Source organism: Microvirga pudoricolor (assembly GCF_016892705.1).
Lineage (GTDB): Bacteria > Pseudomonadota > Alphaproteobacteria > Rhizobiales > Beijerinckiaceae > Microvirga > Microvirga pudoricolor.
Genome location: NZ_JAFEMB010000001.1, coordinates 837,451 through 852,155 on the forward strand (window position 1 = coordinate 837,451; position 14,705 = coordinate 852,155).

Sequence of the window (14,705 nt, forward strand, 5' to 3'; positions counted from 1 at the left end):
AGGGACCCGAACATCGAGATCTAAGACAGGAATCAACCCTCGTCGGGAGCGGCCGGTAGGTCGTTCAGCCGATCGTTTCTCCACCATCGGCAACGATCAACTGGCCTGTGACATAGGCCGAGGCGTCACTGGCCAGAAAATGCACGATGCCGGCGATATCATCGGGTTCGCCGAACCGCCTCAGCGGGGTCCGGCTCTCCATCTGCGCGCGCCGAACAGGATCGTTAATGAGCTCGCGAGCAAAGTCGGTGTTGATCACGCCCGGCGCGATAGCATTGACGCGAATTCCCTTCGGGCCCCATTCAACGGCGAGATTTCGCGTCAATGCGGCCTCGGCGGCTTTCGACATGCCGTAGACGCCGATTGTGCCGGTTCCACGCAGCGCCGCAATGGATGACATCATGATAACGGATCCACCGCCGCGCTGGGCCATTCCAGGAAGAACCAAATTGCTGAGCCAGATCGTGCTGTGCACATTGACCGTCATGACTTTGGCAAAGGCCTCGTCCGACAGATTACCGATCGGCCCATAGACTGGATTCGTCGCTGCGTTGCAAACGAGCACATCGATCCGACCCCAGTTTTCCTCCGTAAAGAGAACAAGTTCCTTGAGCTGAGTTTGATCGCCGACATGACAGGCCATGGCGATCGCTTCCCCGCCGAGCGCTCGAATTTCACGTACAACCTCGTCGCAGGCTGCTTGCTTACGACTCGAGACGACGACCTTCGCGCCGCTTTTGGCAAGCTGGAGAGCTGTTGCCTTGCCGATGCCGCGTGATGCACCGGTAATCAGGGCTACTTTGCCGCTTATGTCGAACATGGCTCCCTCTCCCCTAGCGGTAAGCTTTCAACTCAAGTTTGGCGATTGTTTCCCGGTGCACTTCGTCCGGACCGTCGACAATCCTCAGCGTGCGGGCCTTCGCGTAAGCGAACGCCAGGAACGTGTCCTGCGACACGCCCGCCGCCCCATGCGCCTGAATGGCTCTGTCGATGACGTTACAGGCCATCGCTGGAGCAACCACCTTGATCATCGCGATCTCACGACGTGCCTGCTTGTTGCCGACCGTGTCCATCATATGGGCGGCCTTCAAGGTCAGCAGACGCGCGGTCTCGATCTCGCATCGCGACATGGCAATGAGCTGGCGCAAATGCCCCTGATCTGCCAAGGGCCGGCCGAACGCCGTGCGCGAGGAGACACGACGGCACATCGTCTCAAGGGCTCTCTCCGCTAAGCCGATGGCCCTCATGCAATGGTGGATACGGCCAGGTCCTAAACGCCCCTGAGCGATCTCGAACCCCCTCCCCTCGCCGAGAAGGATGTTGGAAACAGGAACGCGAACGTCGCTGAAGCTGATCTCCGCATGACCATGCGGCGCATCATCGTATCCGAATACCATCAGCGGACGCTCCACGGTCACGCCCGGGGTGTCGAGCGGGACGAGAACCATCGATTGCTGCATATGCTTAGGCGCCGCGGGGTCCGTACGCCCCATGACAATCGCAATTCTGCAACGTTCGTCGTTCGCCCCTGTGCTCCACCATTTCCGTCCATTGATTACGTAATGATCACCGTCTCGACGGAACTCGGTCTGGATGTTCGTGGCGTCGGAGGAGGCAACCGCGGGCTCTGTCATCGAGAAGCAGGAGCGGATCTCGCCCTCTAGGAGAGGCTCGAGCCACCTCTTCTTCTGCTCGTCGGTCCCATAGAGAATGAGCGTCTCCATGTTACCGGTGTCGGGGGCGGAGCAGTTGAAGACCTCCGAGGCGATCGAGGAGCGTCCCATAACCTCGCAGAAATGCGCGTAGTCCAGGTTGCTGAGCTTACCTCCATGCTCATGAGCGGGCAGGAAGAGATTCCAGAGCCCCTGCTTTTTGGCCAGGGTTTTGAGATCCTTCATGACTTGCGGTTCCGACCACAGCCGTGCTTGCGATCGCAACTGCTTTTCATACACCTCTTCATTTGGATAGATATGATCCGTCATGAAGCGCGTCAGCTCACTCATCAGGGGCTTCAGGTCTTCCCGGAGTTCAAACATTTCGGCACCATCCATCATCATTCATGCTTGCATCTGCGAGTGCGGTTCGCTGCCCGGTCGCCACTGAAACGTTCCGATACCATGAGCGGCGATCACGCCACTGTCGTCAAAAACCTGAGCCTCAGCCGTGTAGGTCTTTCGACTCGCGGAAACGATGCGGCCCTCGACCTGCAGGACACCATCGGCGACCGCCTTGGTGAACTGGGTCGTCAGGGACAACGTGACAGCGTAACGCGCGGCCTCGCCTGGGTCGCTATGGAGCCCAGCGGCACATGCGGCAAAGTCGATCATGGTGCAGAACACGCCCCCATGCACATAGCCGGCTCTGTTGCGGTGTCGCGGATCGATAATGAGCCTGCCCCTCACGCTTCCATCTTGGGAATGCGTCAGCTCCAGTCCCAGAAGCCCGAAGAGCCCGACATCGCGATAGGTCGATGACAGAGGGCCGGTCATGTCGTGAGCACAACCTTCCCGATCGCGCCCCGACTGGTCAGGATATTGAATGCTTCGGCAACCTCGGCCAAGTCCAACGTACTGCTGATCAGCGGCTTGAGCTTACCCTCTTCGTACCAGCGGAACATTTCGGCGAAGTTCCGGCTGTTCAACTCGGGGTCCCGGTCTCGAAAGGTGCCGAAGAAGACACCGACGAGGGAGCATCCCTTGAGCAGCATCAGATTGGCCGGGATTTTCGGAATCGTGCCGGATGCGAAGCCGACGATCAGGACGCGGCCTTCCCAGGCCGTAGCGCGAACCGCCTCCTCCAGGAGGTCGCCGCCAACCGGGTCATAAACCACATCGACGCCTTTGCCACCGGTCAACTCCTTGACGCGCTCCTTGAGCGATTCCGTCGAATAGTTCACCACGTGGTCTGCGCCGGCCTTGCGAGCGACGTCGAGCTTCTCGGCACTGCTCGCCGCGGCGATGACCGTTGCGCCCATGGCCTTGCCCAGTTCCACGGCGGCCAAGCCAACGCCGCCGCTGGCCCCGAGGACCAGCAAGGTCTCACCCGGCTGGAGATGAGCACGCTGCTTGAGAGCGTGCATGCTTGTGCCGTAGGTCATCGAGAACCCTGCCGCCGTGACAGCCGGCATCGTATCAGGGCGATGCATGAGTCGCGTCGTCCTGACATTGGCGACATCCGCGAACGCGCCTTGCCCGACCATGCCGATCACCGGCATGCCAGGTTGAAGGTCCTCGACACCGTCGCCCACGGCCTCGACGATGCCGGCAAGCTCCGCGCCCGGAACGAACGGCAATTCGGGCTTGACCTGATACTTTCCTTGAACCATGAGCGTGTCTGGAAAGTTGACGCCTGCGGCTTCGATCCGCACCCGTGCATGGCCAGGACCAGGGGGCGGAAGATCGAATTCCTCGACCACGAGCGTTTCCGCAGGACCATATTGTTTGCACTTCACTGCGCGCATGACTTTTCTCTCTTGTACGATCAGGGAAACTCGATCAGCGCGGCGCAACCCATGCCGCCTGCAACGCACATCGTGACAACCCCGAATTTCGCCTTGCGGCGGCGACCTTCGAGAACGACATGGCCAACCATGCGTGATCCGCTCATGCCGAACGGGTGCCCGATCGAGATCGCGCCGCCATTGACGTTGAGTTTCTCCGAGGGAATGCCGAGACGGTCCTGGCAATACAGGACTTGGCTGGCAAAGGCTTCGTTGAGCTCCCAAAGATCGACATCCTCGATCCGAATTCCATTCCGCTCCAGCAGGCGAGGAACGGCGAAGACGGGTCCGATGCCCATCTCATCCGGCGCGCACCCCGCCGAAGCGAAGCCACGAAAGATCCCCAGGACTTCCAGACCCCGCCGCTCAGCTTCGGCCGACGACATGAGCAGGTTCAGGGAAGCTCCATCCGAAAGCTGACTTGCGTTGCCGGCGGTAATGAAATGCCCTTCCCGAACCGGGTTGAGCTTGGAGAGACCGCCGAGCGTCGTGTCCGGCCTGTTTCCTTCATCCTGCGTCAGCGTCACGTCCTCTTTCGTGATACTGCCGGTTGCCTTGTCCGTCACAAGCTTGATGGCGCGCGTCGGGACGATTTCCTCGGCGAAGAGACCGGCCTGCTGCGCGGATGCCGTACGACGCTGGCTTTCAAGAGCATACTCATCCTGTCTTCCACGGGAAATCCCATAGCGCGCGGCGACATTGTCGGCGGTCTCGATCATTGGCATGTAGATGCCCGGGATATTCTGCTCGAGCCATTCGTTGCGCAGCCGGCTCTTGTTCGCATTAGGGCCGACGAGACTGATGGACTCGACGCCTCCTGCGATGGAAATGGGAACTCCGTCGAGTTTGATGCGGCGTGCAGCGTATGCTACCGCCTCAAGGCCCGATGCGCAGAAGCGGCTGACCATGAGGCCTGCGGAAGTCTCGGGCAGTCCGGCGCGAAGCGCAGCCGCGCGCGCGACGTTACCGCCGGTCGCTCCCTCGGGATAGCCGCAGCCCAGAACGACCTCTTCGACGTCGCCGGCCGCAACGCCACCTCGGCTGAGAATCTCGGGCAGAAGGGGCGCCACCAAGTCGACACCAGCGGTGTCGTTGAAGGCTCCGCGCTGGGCCCTCCCGATCGGCGTGCGGGCGGTTGCAACGATAACAGCTTCATTCATGAGTAATATCCGCTCGTCAGTCGTACGGGTTTTATTGTGGTGCGACGGATTTTCCGTCCGTGGCGAGATGTTCCAGCAAAGGCTCCGGACGGAGGGACTCGTCGCCGGTCAGAGTGGCGAGTTCCTTCAGGCGGGCGACCACATTCGGATAGCCTCGGGTCTGCGCATAGAACATGGGACCTCCCCGCCAGCGAGGAAAACCGTAGCCGTGGATCCAGATCACGTCGATGTCGCCCGGCCGTGCCGCGACCCCCTCTTCGATGATGCGCGCGCCCTCATTGATCATCGGCAGAATCAGGCGATCGATGATCTCCTCCTGATCGATAGTGCGACGCTTGACGCCTTGCTTCTTCGATACCGCCTCGATGAGCGTGGTCACCTCGAGGTCTGAGATCGGCGTGCGCCCATCCTCGGCGTATCGATAATATCCCCGGCCCGTCTTCTGGCCGAGGCGGCCGGCCTCAACCAGCGCGTCGGCCACGGGCGCGGTCCGACCCGTCGCTCGGCGCATCCGCCAACTGATGTCGAGGCCGGCGAGGTCTCCCATGGTGCACGGCCCGAGTTTCGAGCCGAATGCGGTGAAGGCGCGATCGACGTCCTCGGGAGTCGCCCCTTCCAGCAGCAACCGATCCAACTGCTCGCTGCGGCGGGCGAGGATCCGATTGCCGACAAATCCATGGCAGTTGCCAACCACTACGGGCAGCTTTCCGAGCTTCTGCGCGACCTTGACGACTGTGGCGATCGTGCTGGCGGAAGTCTTCCGACCACGTACCACCTCGACCAGCTTCATGATGTTGGCGGGACTGAAGAAGTGCATGCCGATCACACGCCCGGCATCTCCACCCGCCTCTGCGATTGCGTCCACGTCCAGGTACGACGTGTTGGTGGCTAGAATCGCGCTCGGCTTCACGACGTCCGCAAGTCTTCCGAAAATCTGGCGCTTGACGTCCATTTCCTCGAACGCGGCCTCGATGACGAGATCGGCGGCGCTCAGCTCCGCGTAGTCGACGGCGGTTTTGATTCGGGCAAGGTTTTCGGATCGCGCCGTCTCGGAGAGGCTCCCTCTGCGCACCGAGTTCGACAAGCTGGATGCGATCCGGTCGTATGCCCGCTGTGCCGAGGGCTCATCGGTCTCGATGAGAGTGACGGGAAACCCGTTGGCGGCAAACGCCATGGCGATCCCGCTTCCCATCGTGCCACCGCCGATCACGCCAACCGTCTTGACATCGATCACGTCGGGCGACCCGATATCTCCAGGGAGCTGACCGCTCTCGCGCTCGGCAAAGAATGCATGCCGGAGAGACTTCGAACGATCGTCCACCAGCAATCGTTCGAAAGACCGGCGCTCCTGCCGCATACCCTCATCGAAAGGAACCTCGTAGCTTCCTCTGACCGCTTCGATCAGGGCTTCGATCTGAGGCTCCCCCGGATGCGCTTTCAGCAGCGTCGCCGCCGCTTTTTCGAAAGCGTCTCGCGTTCCCTGATCGGCAGCGGTGTCGCGAAGGCGCTGGCGAACGGTTCTCTTTGCGAGCAAGCTTGCCTTGGCGGTGGCTTCGGCCAGCAGCCGCTCGGCAGCCGCGAGGGCATCGGCCAACCCGCTTGTTACGGCCTGGTCTCCCGTCGCGGGAGCGCCGGTCGCCATAAGCTTCAGGGCATCGGCAGGATTCATGAGCCTTGGCAGGCGCTGGGTTCCGCCCGCCCCTGGCAGCAGACCGAGCTTGACCTCCGGCAGCGCGAGGCGCGCCGTGGAGGTAACGATCCTGGCGTCGCAGGCGAGCGCCAGTTCGAGCCCGCCGCCGAAGCAAACACCGTTGATCGCCGCCACGATCGGCTTGGGAGAAGCGTCCATGGCGTCGATCAGTTCGCGCAGCGACGGGCTGACCGGCGTTTGGTTAAATTCCTTGATGTCGGCGCCGGCGCTGAATATGGCGTGGCGCGAGGCAAGGACCATTCCGATCACCGCCTCGTCCTGGACGGCAGCCTCGACGGCATGAAGAATGGCTGCACGCAGCGCAGCGCCCAATGCGTTGACTGGGGGGTTGTCCATCCAAATGATGGATACCTCATCCCTGCGCTCAATCTCTACAGAAACCATGACGAGCCTTCCCGAGTCCGATCAGTTCGCGGCGGAGTGCCGCCGAGCCTCGCGCGTCATGTTGCGCGCGATGACGAGTTGCTGGATCTGCGTGGTGCCTTCATAGATCCGGAAAAGGCGCACATCGCGGTAGAACCGCTCTATCCCGTAATCCGCGACATACCCGGCTCCGCCATGGATCTGCACGGCCTTGTCGGCAACACGGCCCACCATTTCGGAGGCGAACATCTTGCAGCAGGCCGCTTCCGTGGCGATCGTCTTTCCATCGTCGAAGCGACGAGCGGTCTCCTCCACCATGCACTGCGCGGCAAAGCACTCGGTGCGCATGTCGGCCAGCATGGCCTGGACGAGTTGAAACTCCGCGATGGGCTGTCCGAACTGCTTCCGCTCCATTGCGTAGGCCAAGCTGTCCGCAATCAGCCGCTCGGCGATTCCCACACAAACCGCCGCGATGGTCAGGCGGCCTCGGTCGAGCACTTTCATCGCAGTGGCGAACCCCTTGCCCAAGTTGCGCTCGCCGCCGATGATCGCCGTTGCCGGAACCCGAACATTGTCGAAGATGACGTCGCAGGTATGAGCACCCTGCTGACCCATCTTATGGTCTTTTTTGCCCAGCGTTATGCCGGGCAGACCAGCATCAACGATGAAGGCCGTGACGCCCGAAGCGGTCTTGCTGTCCTGATCGGTTCGCGCGAATACGGTAAAGACGCCGGCCTGCGGCGCGTTCGTGATGAAGCGCTTGGTGCCCGTGATGAGAAACGAGTCGCCGTCTCGCTTTGCAGACGTGCGAAGCGATCCGGCATCCGACCCTGCTTCCGGTTCGGTCAAGCAGAAGGATCCGATCAGCTCACCGCTCGCGAGGCGCGGCAGATAATAGGCTTTCTGCTCTGGCGTTCCGTCGATGACGATGCCCTGCGATCCGATGCCGTTGTTGGTGCCAATCACCGAGCGGAATGCAGGCGAGGTCCCGCCGAGGCGAAAGGCGATCTGCACCTCCTCCGAGAGATTGAGCTCAAGTCCGCCGAACTCCTCGGAGATCGCCAACCCGAAGAGACCGAGGTTGCGCATTTCTTGAATGATATCGGCCGGCACGGCGTCGTTGAGGGCGACCTCGAGCTCCCGCGGCCGGAGCTTTTCCCGGACGAAACGCTCCACGGTGTCCAGAAGCTGTTGAAAAACTTCACTATCTATTGCCAATTTCGCCTCGCGGAATTATATTCCAAAGCTGTGATTGACGTTGCCCGTTGCCGCGGATTAGGTCAAGGGGTGTCGTGATAGTTTTTGGCAGGGTGCCGATGCGGAAGCGAAAAGACAGCGTCGTCGCGACAGCGGCCCTCGCCGACGACCAGGACCCGCGCTTCGTGACAGCGCTTGCACGCGGCCTCAGTGTGCTTCGAGCCTTCAAGCGGGGTGATGTGGGCCTGGGCAACCAGGAACTCGCCGACCGGACAGGGCTCGCGAAGTCCACGATTTCACGACTGACCTACACTCTCAGTCGGCTCGGGTATCTGGAGTACTCGCCCGTCACCGGGCGCTACTCTCTTTCGGTTTCAGCTTTGGCGCTCGGCTTCACCGCTCTCGGCGGGCTCGCGATCCGCGACGTCGCGCGCCCGATGATGCAGGAGCTGGCGGACCGTGTCGGATGCTCAGTGGCGATTGGGGCGCCGGATGGCCGGACGATGGTGTACATCGAGCATTGCCGCGGTTCGAGCCCTCTGCATATCGGCATCGAAGTCGGTTCCCACATCAGGATGGCGACCTCGGCGATGGGCAGGGCTTATCTCGCGAGCCTCGATCCGGCGGATCGTGAACGCCTCCTGGCAGAACTCTGCCCGTCCGATGAGACAGGCACTCTCATGCGAGAGGGCGTTCAGCGGTCTGTCGAGCAGTATCGGCGGCACGGTTTCGTAACCTCCGTTGGCGAATGGAAGCAGGAGGTCAACTCCGTCGGCGTGCCGCTGATCCTTCACGGCGCGCAAACCTATGCCTTAAACTGTGGAGGCTCCGCTTTGATCCTCCAGACCGATATGCTCGAAACGGTGGGACGAGACCTCGTCGCACTTGCCGCACGCATCTGCCGAGCCCTGGGAAGTGCCTGAGCGCCCATTCCATCATCACGTCAGACGCCGGTGCTCATCGCCCATCCACAAGTGACTGACTGCTTAGGCTTGCGATTCCGCCATGGGTGGATCAGCTGACATGCGCATTCTGGAGCGACGTCGAGCGCCAGATTTCAGAGCATTCCTCCACCTTGCCTTCGCGTCGGAGCTTCAGGAGATGTGCAACAACGTTTCTTTCGGCAGCCATTCTCAACCAGGGATCCGTTTTCGAGTACAGGCGGTCCACTAGATTCCAGCTGTTGGAAGGGCAAAGTTTCAGCGCTTCAACGATGGCTCGTTCACGTTCGATTCGGTAGCTCAGCAAACCGGCGACATAGGATTTGGGCTCACGGATTGGTGGACCGTGTCCGGGCAGATAGATGGCATCGTTGCGTTCCAGCAGGGTTTGGAGGCTTGCGCAATAGTCGGCCATGTCACCGTCAGGTGGAGATACGATCGTGCTCGACCACGACATGACGTGATCGGCGCTGAACAAGATTCCGTCGGGTCTGGCGAAGCAGAGGTGGTCGCTTGCATGGCCGGGCGTGTGGATAGCGCTCATCCCGGCAATCTCGTCGCCGTCATGGAGCGGAATGTCCGGAGTGAAGTCTGGGGCTGCGCTGGCATGAAACGCTGCGACGGGTGCTCCGGTCTTCTCCTTCAGTTCATCGCAGGCGCCGCGGTGGTCCGAGTGGGTATGGGTGAGGACAATCATCGCAATATGTCCTCCTGCTGCCACGAGGATATCGTTCACATGGACGCAGTCGTCAGGCCCAGGATCGATCACGGTATAGCCGGACGGTCCTGGGACCAGGTATGTGTTGGTTCCGTGATACGTCATCAGGCTTGCATTGCGAGCGACAATCCGCTGGATGCCAGGTCCTATTTCGCGCGCTACGCCACGCTCGGGAGCAGGTTCAGTGAGGAAGGCCATCCATTTCCCTTACCGTCGACACTGCAATGGCAATGCAAATCCGCGCGAAACCTAGTTGCACCCAATCTGCCTTGGTCGTCTCCGACCCGACACTAGCACCCACGTTTAGCTATATTCCATCTAACGGTATTTATTTCCACTAGTCTTGACTGTCTATCAGCACCCGATTAAGCTGGTCAAGAGAGACATGCGGTTAGATCCCGGCTGGGACTGGGCAGCAGGACAAAGCAGGTATCCACTCAAGCTTGTGGGGGAGAATGGTTGTTCTCACTGGATCTGAAAGGCAAACGTGCTCTTGTAACCGGAGGAAGCAGCGGTATCGGTCTTGCCACCGCCTCACTGTTCGCCGCGAATGGCGCAACGGTCGCGATCAACTACCTGCCTGACGATCCTCTTGCTGTGGCAACCTTGCGGCGCCTCCGAAGAGAGGGCCTCAACGTTCTCGATGCGCCGGGTGATGTTTCCGATGCGGCCGATGCGCGATCCTGCGTCTCGCGCGCCATTGATGAGATGGGAGGATTGGATTTTCTCATCAACAATGCCGGAACGGCCGCAACACACCGTCCCATTCCCTTTTCGGAACTTGATGCGATGACGGAACCGTTCTGGGCGAAGATCCTGTCGACGAACCTGATCGGGCCATTTCGATGCTCTCATGCCGCTTCGGCGGCCTTGAAGGCGTCGCACGGGGCTATCGTCAATACGGCGTCGGTTGCAGGATTGGGCTTGCGAGGCAGCAGTATCGCTTACGCGGCCAGCAAGGCTGGTCTCATCAATCTGACGAAGACTTTGGCGACGGCTCTCGCGCCGGATGTGCGTGTCAACGCTGTCGCTCCTGGCTTGATATCGACCGAATGGATCGCGGATTGGCCTGAAGAGCGCAAAAAGAGTGCTGCCGAACGCGCCCTGCTTGGGCGCATCGGAACCCCGGACGAGGTTGCAACATCGATTTTGTTTCTGGCATCTGCGGCTACTTTCGTGACCGGGCAGACCCTCGCCATTGATGGCGGATCGCTGTAACGGGCTGGACCTTACGGGAGAGGGGCTGAAAGCCTGCTACAACCCCTCAATACTTCCAAAGCCCGTCTAGTGGGAAAGCCGATCCAATTCGTCCATTGCGCCTGGCGGGATCTGGACATCGGCTGCAGCGATGTTCTCGCGCAGGTGGTCCACCGAAGATGTGCCTGGGATCAGGAGGATGTTGGGCGACCGGCGCAGCAGCCATGCGAGGGCGACCTGCATTGGCTTGGCTCCAATGCGATTGGCGACGTCTGCCAATGTCGAGGATTGAAGCGGATTGAAGCCGCCGAGGGGAAAGAACGGCACATAGGGGATTTCCTCCTGCGCGAGGGCGTCGACCAAGCCGTCATCCTCCCGCTGAACCAAGTTGTATTGGTTCTGCACGCAGACGATCTTGCAGATCCGACGCCCTTCCTTGACTTGAGTAGCCGTGACGTTGCTAAGGCCGATGTGGCGCACCAAGCCCTGCCGCTGCAGATCGGCCAGGACCGTCAGCGGAGCCTCAAGGGACCCCTCGGCCGGCCCGTGGACGTCGAACATGGCACGCAGATTTACAACCTCAAGGATATCCAATCCGAGATTCCTGAGGTTGTCATGAACGGCTTGTGTCAGTTCTTCACGGGAGAAGGCCGGCAACCAGGAGCCGTCCTCGCCTCTTCGAGCAGATATCTTGGTAACGATTAAAAGGTCGTCGCTATAAGGATGCAAGGCCTCGCGGATGATCTGGTTCGTGACATGGGGGCCATAAAAATCGCTGGTGTCGATGTGGTCGACACCCAGCGCAACGGCCTCGCGGAGCACCGCGACGGCGGCGGCACGATCCTTGGGAGGTCCGAACACGCCCGGGCCGGCGAGTTGCATAGCACCGTAACCAAGCCGCCTTACAGTCCTGTCGCCGAGGGTAAATGTGCCTGCCCGATCAATGACGCTCATGGTCGCTTCCTTCTGTGACGGTCATTGTCTACGACGGATCCATCGTCCGAAGAACAGAGCGTCAGCGTACAGGCTGTGCGATTTTTTGAACAATCCAAGCCGAGACCTCCAAGCAGGTCCCTAATCTTTTCATGGTCGTTCGATGCTCGATCCTAACCGTCCGCCTCAGGATCCGGCTCGCCCGCACCGATACGATCGATGAGACGTTGAAGGTTGAAGGACAGGGGAAAGGGGTAGAGTTCACGTTGAACGGATTGTCTCAGGATCACATCCACATACTCATGCGAGAAGGTGAGTTTCTCCGTCGGATCGAGAGGATCTTCGAATGGCATAACGACATCCATCATCTGCCTACATGTCCCTTGCCGGGGGACAACAGCCTCGCTCCGGATCGGTTTCAGCGTGGCCTTATGGGGAACGCAGCCCGGAAGTTCACGTTAGGCCAAGGTCGTGCCTCAGGCACATTTCCCTAATGGAGGGCTCTGCCATGAGTTTAATCGGATCGATCGTGACCAAGATCCTGAACCTACAGGGGATCCACCCCAAGAAGGAGGGCGAAGGAGCCCCATCCGTCACCACTTCGGCTAATGCGGCTCCTGCGCCGAGCATCCCGGCGGCGGCGCCGCCCTCTGCCGCCGAGGGCCAAGCCGCTCCAGTTCCCACTGCCCCGTCTGCGACCGCTCCGCAGGCCAGCGCCCCCGCTCAGGCCGTCGACGTGGAAAAGGCGCTTGCGGGTTTGGCTTCCAAGTCCGGCCAGAAGCTGAACTGGCAGACTTCGATCGTGGATCTGATGAAGCTGCTCGACATGGACAGCAGTTTGTCCGCTCGCAAGCAGCTGGCCGAGGAGTTACGCTACACCGGCGACACGAACGACTCCGCCACGATGAATGTCTGGCTGCACAAGCAGGTCATGCACAAGCTGGAAGAGAATGGTGGCAAAGTGCCAGATAGCCATAAGAACCACAGCTGATCCTTCATGCTCCCTGCTCCTGGCCGTCTGGCCAGGAGCTTGTCTGTGTCGAGGGAGTCAGCCCAATCTTTTAAGCCCTCATGATCGAGGCCTTTTGTCACCTTACAAACCTGAGACGACCGGGGTTGCTGCGAGGCGGGTCTGTGAGGCCAACCGGATAGGGGCATTTACGGCTCCATATCCTTTGTAATCCCGACGCTCCACGATCTCGAAAAAAAATCCGCTCTCGAGGATTCCGGTATAGACCTGGAAGTACTCGGAATCGCTTTCGCGATCGTAGAGGATGTTGGCCTCTCTGAGCTTTTTGACCTCACCGATCGAGAGGTCGGTTCTCACCTCAAGATCGTCATAGTAGTTATCTGGTATAGGCAGGAGTTCAACGCCATTCGCTTTCAAGCGCTCGACGGTGGTGACGATGTCGCCGGTCTCGAGGGCGACATGCTGAACGCCAGACCCGAAAAGTTCACTGAGGAAGCGAGATGACAAGGTGCGCTGACTCTGAGACGCGTTGAGGATCAGGCGCAATGCGCCGTCACGGCTCTCGATCGCCTGACTTTGCACGACCCCACCCGGATCGATCACTGTCTGAGTCGGTGTCTTTCGCACGTCGAGAAGCGAGGAATAGAACAGGAGCCAGGTGAGCATTTCCTCATAATGCATCGACTGCGAGACGTGATCGAAGGATCTCAGTCCGGCCCCTGTGAAGTCGTCTGCTTCCACGGGCTCGAAATCGACATCCCAAAGCCGATCCAATCCGGTTCGTCGGTCAACGAAGTAAAGAAGACTGCCTCCGAGACCTCGGACCGCCGGGATATCCATCTCGCCAGGGCCGACCGGCTGCTGGAAAGGCTGATCCAGCAAAGCGATGGCACGGCTGACGGCTCCCGGTGCGTCATCGACGCGGAGCGCTAGGGCACAGACAGAGGTCCCATGCGTTATATTGAACGAATGAGCGAAACCTTCTTTCTCCGCATTGACGACGATGTTGATGTCGCCCTGCCGCCAGCGTGTCACGGCCTTGGAACGATGACGACCGGCCTTCTGAAATCCGAGCCCGCTGATGGTCTGCTCGAATGACACCGCGCTGCGCTCGTCCACGGCGAATTCGAGAAACTCGATCCCCGAACAGACCGCTTTAGGTGGTAGTTCCGGAACACTGGGAAGAGGTGCTCCGGTGCGATGGCGCAGTTCGTCGAGCATGACGATGAGCGAGCGTTGCCCGTCGATGGCGACGCTACGGGCGGAACCGGCCCGGAAACGATCATTGAAGATCTCGAGGGACAAGAGGCCATCGAACTTAGTTGCATGGAGAGCATCCATGAACGCGTCGATGGGAAGGTCGCCCTGGCCTGGAAAACAGCGGTAATGACGGCTCCAAGAGAGATAGTCCATGTCGAGCTTCGGTGCGTCGGCCATCTGCACGAGGAATATTCTGTCGGCCGGGATAGAGCGAATGGCCGAGAGGTCCGTCCCACGGGCCAGGACATGAAAGGAATCCAGAACAAGCCCGACCGCCGGATGGCTGGCGCGCCGCACCACCTCCCAGGCATCGCGGTAATCGTGGATGTGCCGCCCCCAGGACAATGCCTCAAAGGCGACGCGCATGCCCCGCTTGGCGGCTCGCTCCCCAAGCTCGTGAAAGTCTGCGGCTGCACGTTCGATCCCGCCGAGCGAGTCCGGTGAGACGCTGCTACATACCATCAGCAGGTCACAGCCGAGTTCCTGCATGACATCGAACTTGCGCTCGGCCCTGGCGAAGACTTTGGACCGTTGCGGCTCCGGCATGCCCTCGAAATCGCGAAAAGGCTGGAATGTGACTGTCTCGAGACCAAGCCCCTCGATCATGCGTCGCGCATCAGCAGGTGTTCCGTTGAAGGACAGAAGATCGTTCTCGAAAATCTCCACGCCCTTGAACTGCGCGGCCGCAATGGCTGCGATCTTCTCCGTAAGGGTCCCGCTCAGGCAAACGGTGGCAATGGCTGTGCGCATGATCGT

At 60.4% G+C, this 14,705-nt stretch carries 14 protein-coding genes; 3 read left to right on the forward strand and 11 right to left on the reverse strand.

Going from position 1 to position 14,705, the window contains the following annotated elements; all coding sequences use genetic code 11:
* Positions 1–64: 64 nt before the first annotated feature.
* Genes ILT42_RS03915 through ILT42_RS03945 form a run of 7 tightly spaced genes read right to left on the reverse strand, consistent with a single transcriptional unit; the run spans position 65 to position 7,951 of the window.
* Entirely contained in the window at positions 65–820 is a 756-nt protein-coding gene (locus tag ILT42_RS03915; RefSeq protein WP_204214001.1) for an SDR family NAD(P)-dependent oxidoreductase, read from the reverse strand.
* Positions 821–833: 13 nt separating this feature from the next.
* On the reverse strand, positions 834–2,036 hold the full coding sequence (locus ILT42_RS03920) for an acyl-CoA dehydrogenase family protein (RefSeq protein WP_407664533.1): 1,203 nt from the start codon (positions 2,034–2,036) through the stop codon (positions 834–836).
* 21 nt (positions 2,037–2,057) lie between these two features.
* Positions 2,058–2,489: a PaaI family thioesterase gene (locus ILT42_RS03925; protein ID WP_204214003.1), complete on the reverse strand. Its 432-nt coding sequence runs from the start codon at positions 2,487–2,489 to the stop codon at positions 2,058–2,060.
* Entirely contained in the window at positions 2,486–3,508 is a 1,023-nt protein-coding gene (locus ILT42_RS03930; RefSeq protein WP_324617698.1) for an NADPH:quinone oxidoreductase family protein, read from the reverse strand. The genes ILT42_RS03925 and ILT42_RS03930 overlap by 4 nt, the downstream gene beginning before the upstream one ends.
* The gene (locus ILT42_RS03935) at positions 3,481–4,659 is read right to left on the reverse strand and encodes an acetyl-CoA C-acyltransferase (protein ID WP_204214004.1); all 1,179 of its coding nucleotides are present in this window, start codon (positions 4,657–4,659) and stop codon (positions 3,481–3,483) included. Before ILT42_RS03935 ends, ILT42_RS03930 begins: the two co-directional genes overlap by 28 nt.
* A gap of 31 nt (positions 4,660–4,690) precedes the next feature.
* Positions 4,691–6,754: a 3-hydroxyacyl-CoA dehydrogenase NAD-binding domain-containing protein gene (locus ILT42_RS03940; protein WP_204214005.1), complete on the reverse strand. Its 2,064-nt coding sequence runs from the start codon at positions 6,752–6,754 to the stop codon at positions 4,691–4,693.
* Positions 6,755–6,775: 21 nt separating this feature from the next.
* The gene (locus tag ILT42_RS03945; protein ID WP_204214006.1) at positions 6,776–7,951 is read right to left on the reverse strand and encodes an acyl-CoA dehydrogenase family protein; all 1,176 of its coding nucleotides are present in this window, start codon (positions 7,949–7,951) and stop codon (positions 6,776–6,778) included.
* Between the two features lie 98 nt (positions 7,952–8,049).
* Here ILT42_RS03945 and ILT42_RS03950 point away from each other — a divergent pair, with 98 nt between their 5' ends.
* Complete coding sequence (locus ILT42_RS03950) at positions 8,050–8,853, forward strand: IclR family transcriptional regulator (RefSeq protein ID WP_204214007.1); 804 nt, start codon at positions 8,050–8,052, stop codon at positions 8,851–8,853.
* A gap of 91 nt (positions 8,854–8,944) precedes the next feature.
* On the opposite strand, the gene ILT42_RS03955 is transcribed toward ILT42_RS03950, so the two are convergent.
* Positions 8,945–9,787, reverse strand: a complete 843-nt coding sequence (locus ILT42_RS03955; protein WP_204214008.1) for an MBL fold metallo-hydrolase — start codon at positions 9,785–9,787, stop codon at positions 8,945–8,947.
* 261 nt (positions 9,788–10,048) lie between these two features.
* On the opposite strand from ILT42_RS03955, the gene ILT42_RS03960 reads away from it, so the two are divergent.
* Positions 10,049–10,807: an SDR family NAD(P)-dependent oxidoreductase gene (locus ILT42_RS03960; RefSeq protein WP_204214009.1), complete on the forward strand. Its 759-nt coding sequence runs from the start codon at positions 10,049–10,051 to the stop codon at positions 10,805–10,807.
* 66 nt (positions 10,808–10,873) lie between these two features.
* On the opposite strand, the gene ILT42_RS03965 is transcribed toward ILT42_RS03960, so the two are convergent.
* Together ILT42_RS03965 and ILT42_RS03970 are read right to left on the reverse strand one after the other, a co-directional pair.
* The gene (locus tag ILT42_RS03965; RefSeq protein WP_204214010.1) at positions 10,874–11,740 is read right to left on the reverse strand and encodes an aldo/keto reductase family oxidoreductase; all 867 of its coding nucleotides are present in this window, start codon (positions 11,738–11,740) and stop codon (positions 10,874–10,876) included.
* Positions 11,741–11,892: 152 nt separating this feature from the next.
* Entirely contained in the window at positions 11,893–12,072 is a 180-nt protein-coding gene (locus tag ILT42_RS03970; protein WP_204214011.1) for a hypothetical protein, read from the reverse strand.
* 155 nt (positions 12,073–12,227) lie between these two features.
* Between ILT42_RS03970 and ILT42_RS03975 the strand changes: the two genes are divergently transcribed.
* Positions 12,228–12,710 carry a DUF3597 domain-containing protein gene (locus ILT42_RS03975; protein ID WP_229428341.1) on the forward strand — a complete coding sequence of 161 codons (483 nt, stop codon included), beginning with the start codon at positions 12,228–12,230 and terminating at the stop codon, positions 12,708–12,710.
* A gap of 102 nt (positions 12,711–12,812) precedes the next feature.
* On the opposite strand, the gene ILT42_RS03980 is transcribed toward ILT42_RS03975, so the two are convergent.
* Positions 12,813–14,699, reverse strand: coding sequence for a bifunctional sugar phosphate isomerase/epimerase/4-hydroxyphenylpyruvate dioxygenase family protein (locus ILT42_RS03980; protein WP_204214013.1), 1,887 nt, complete (start codon positions 14,697–14,699; stop codon positions 12,813–12,815).
* Positions 14,700–14,705: the final 6 nt, after the last annotated feature.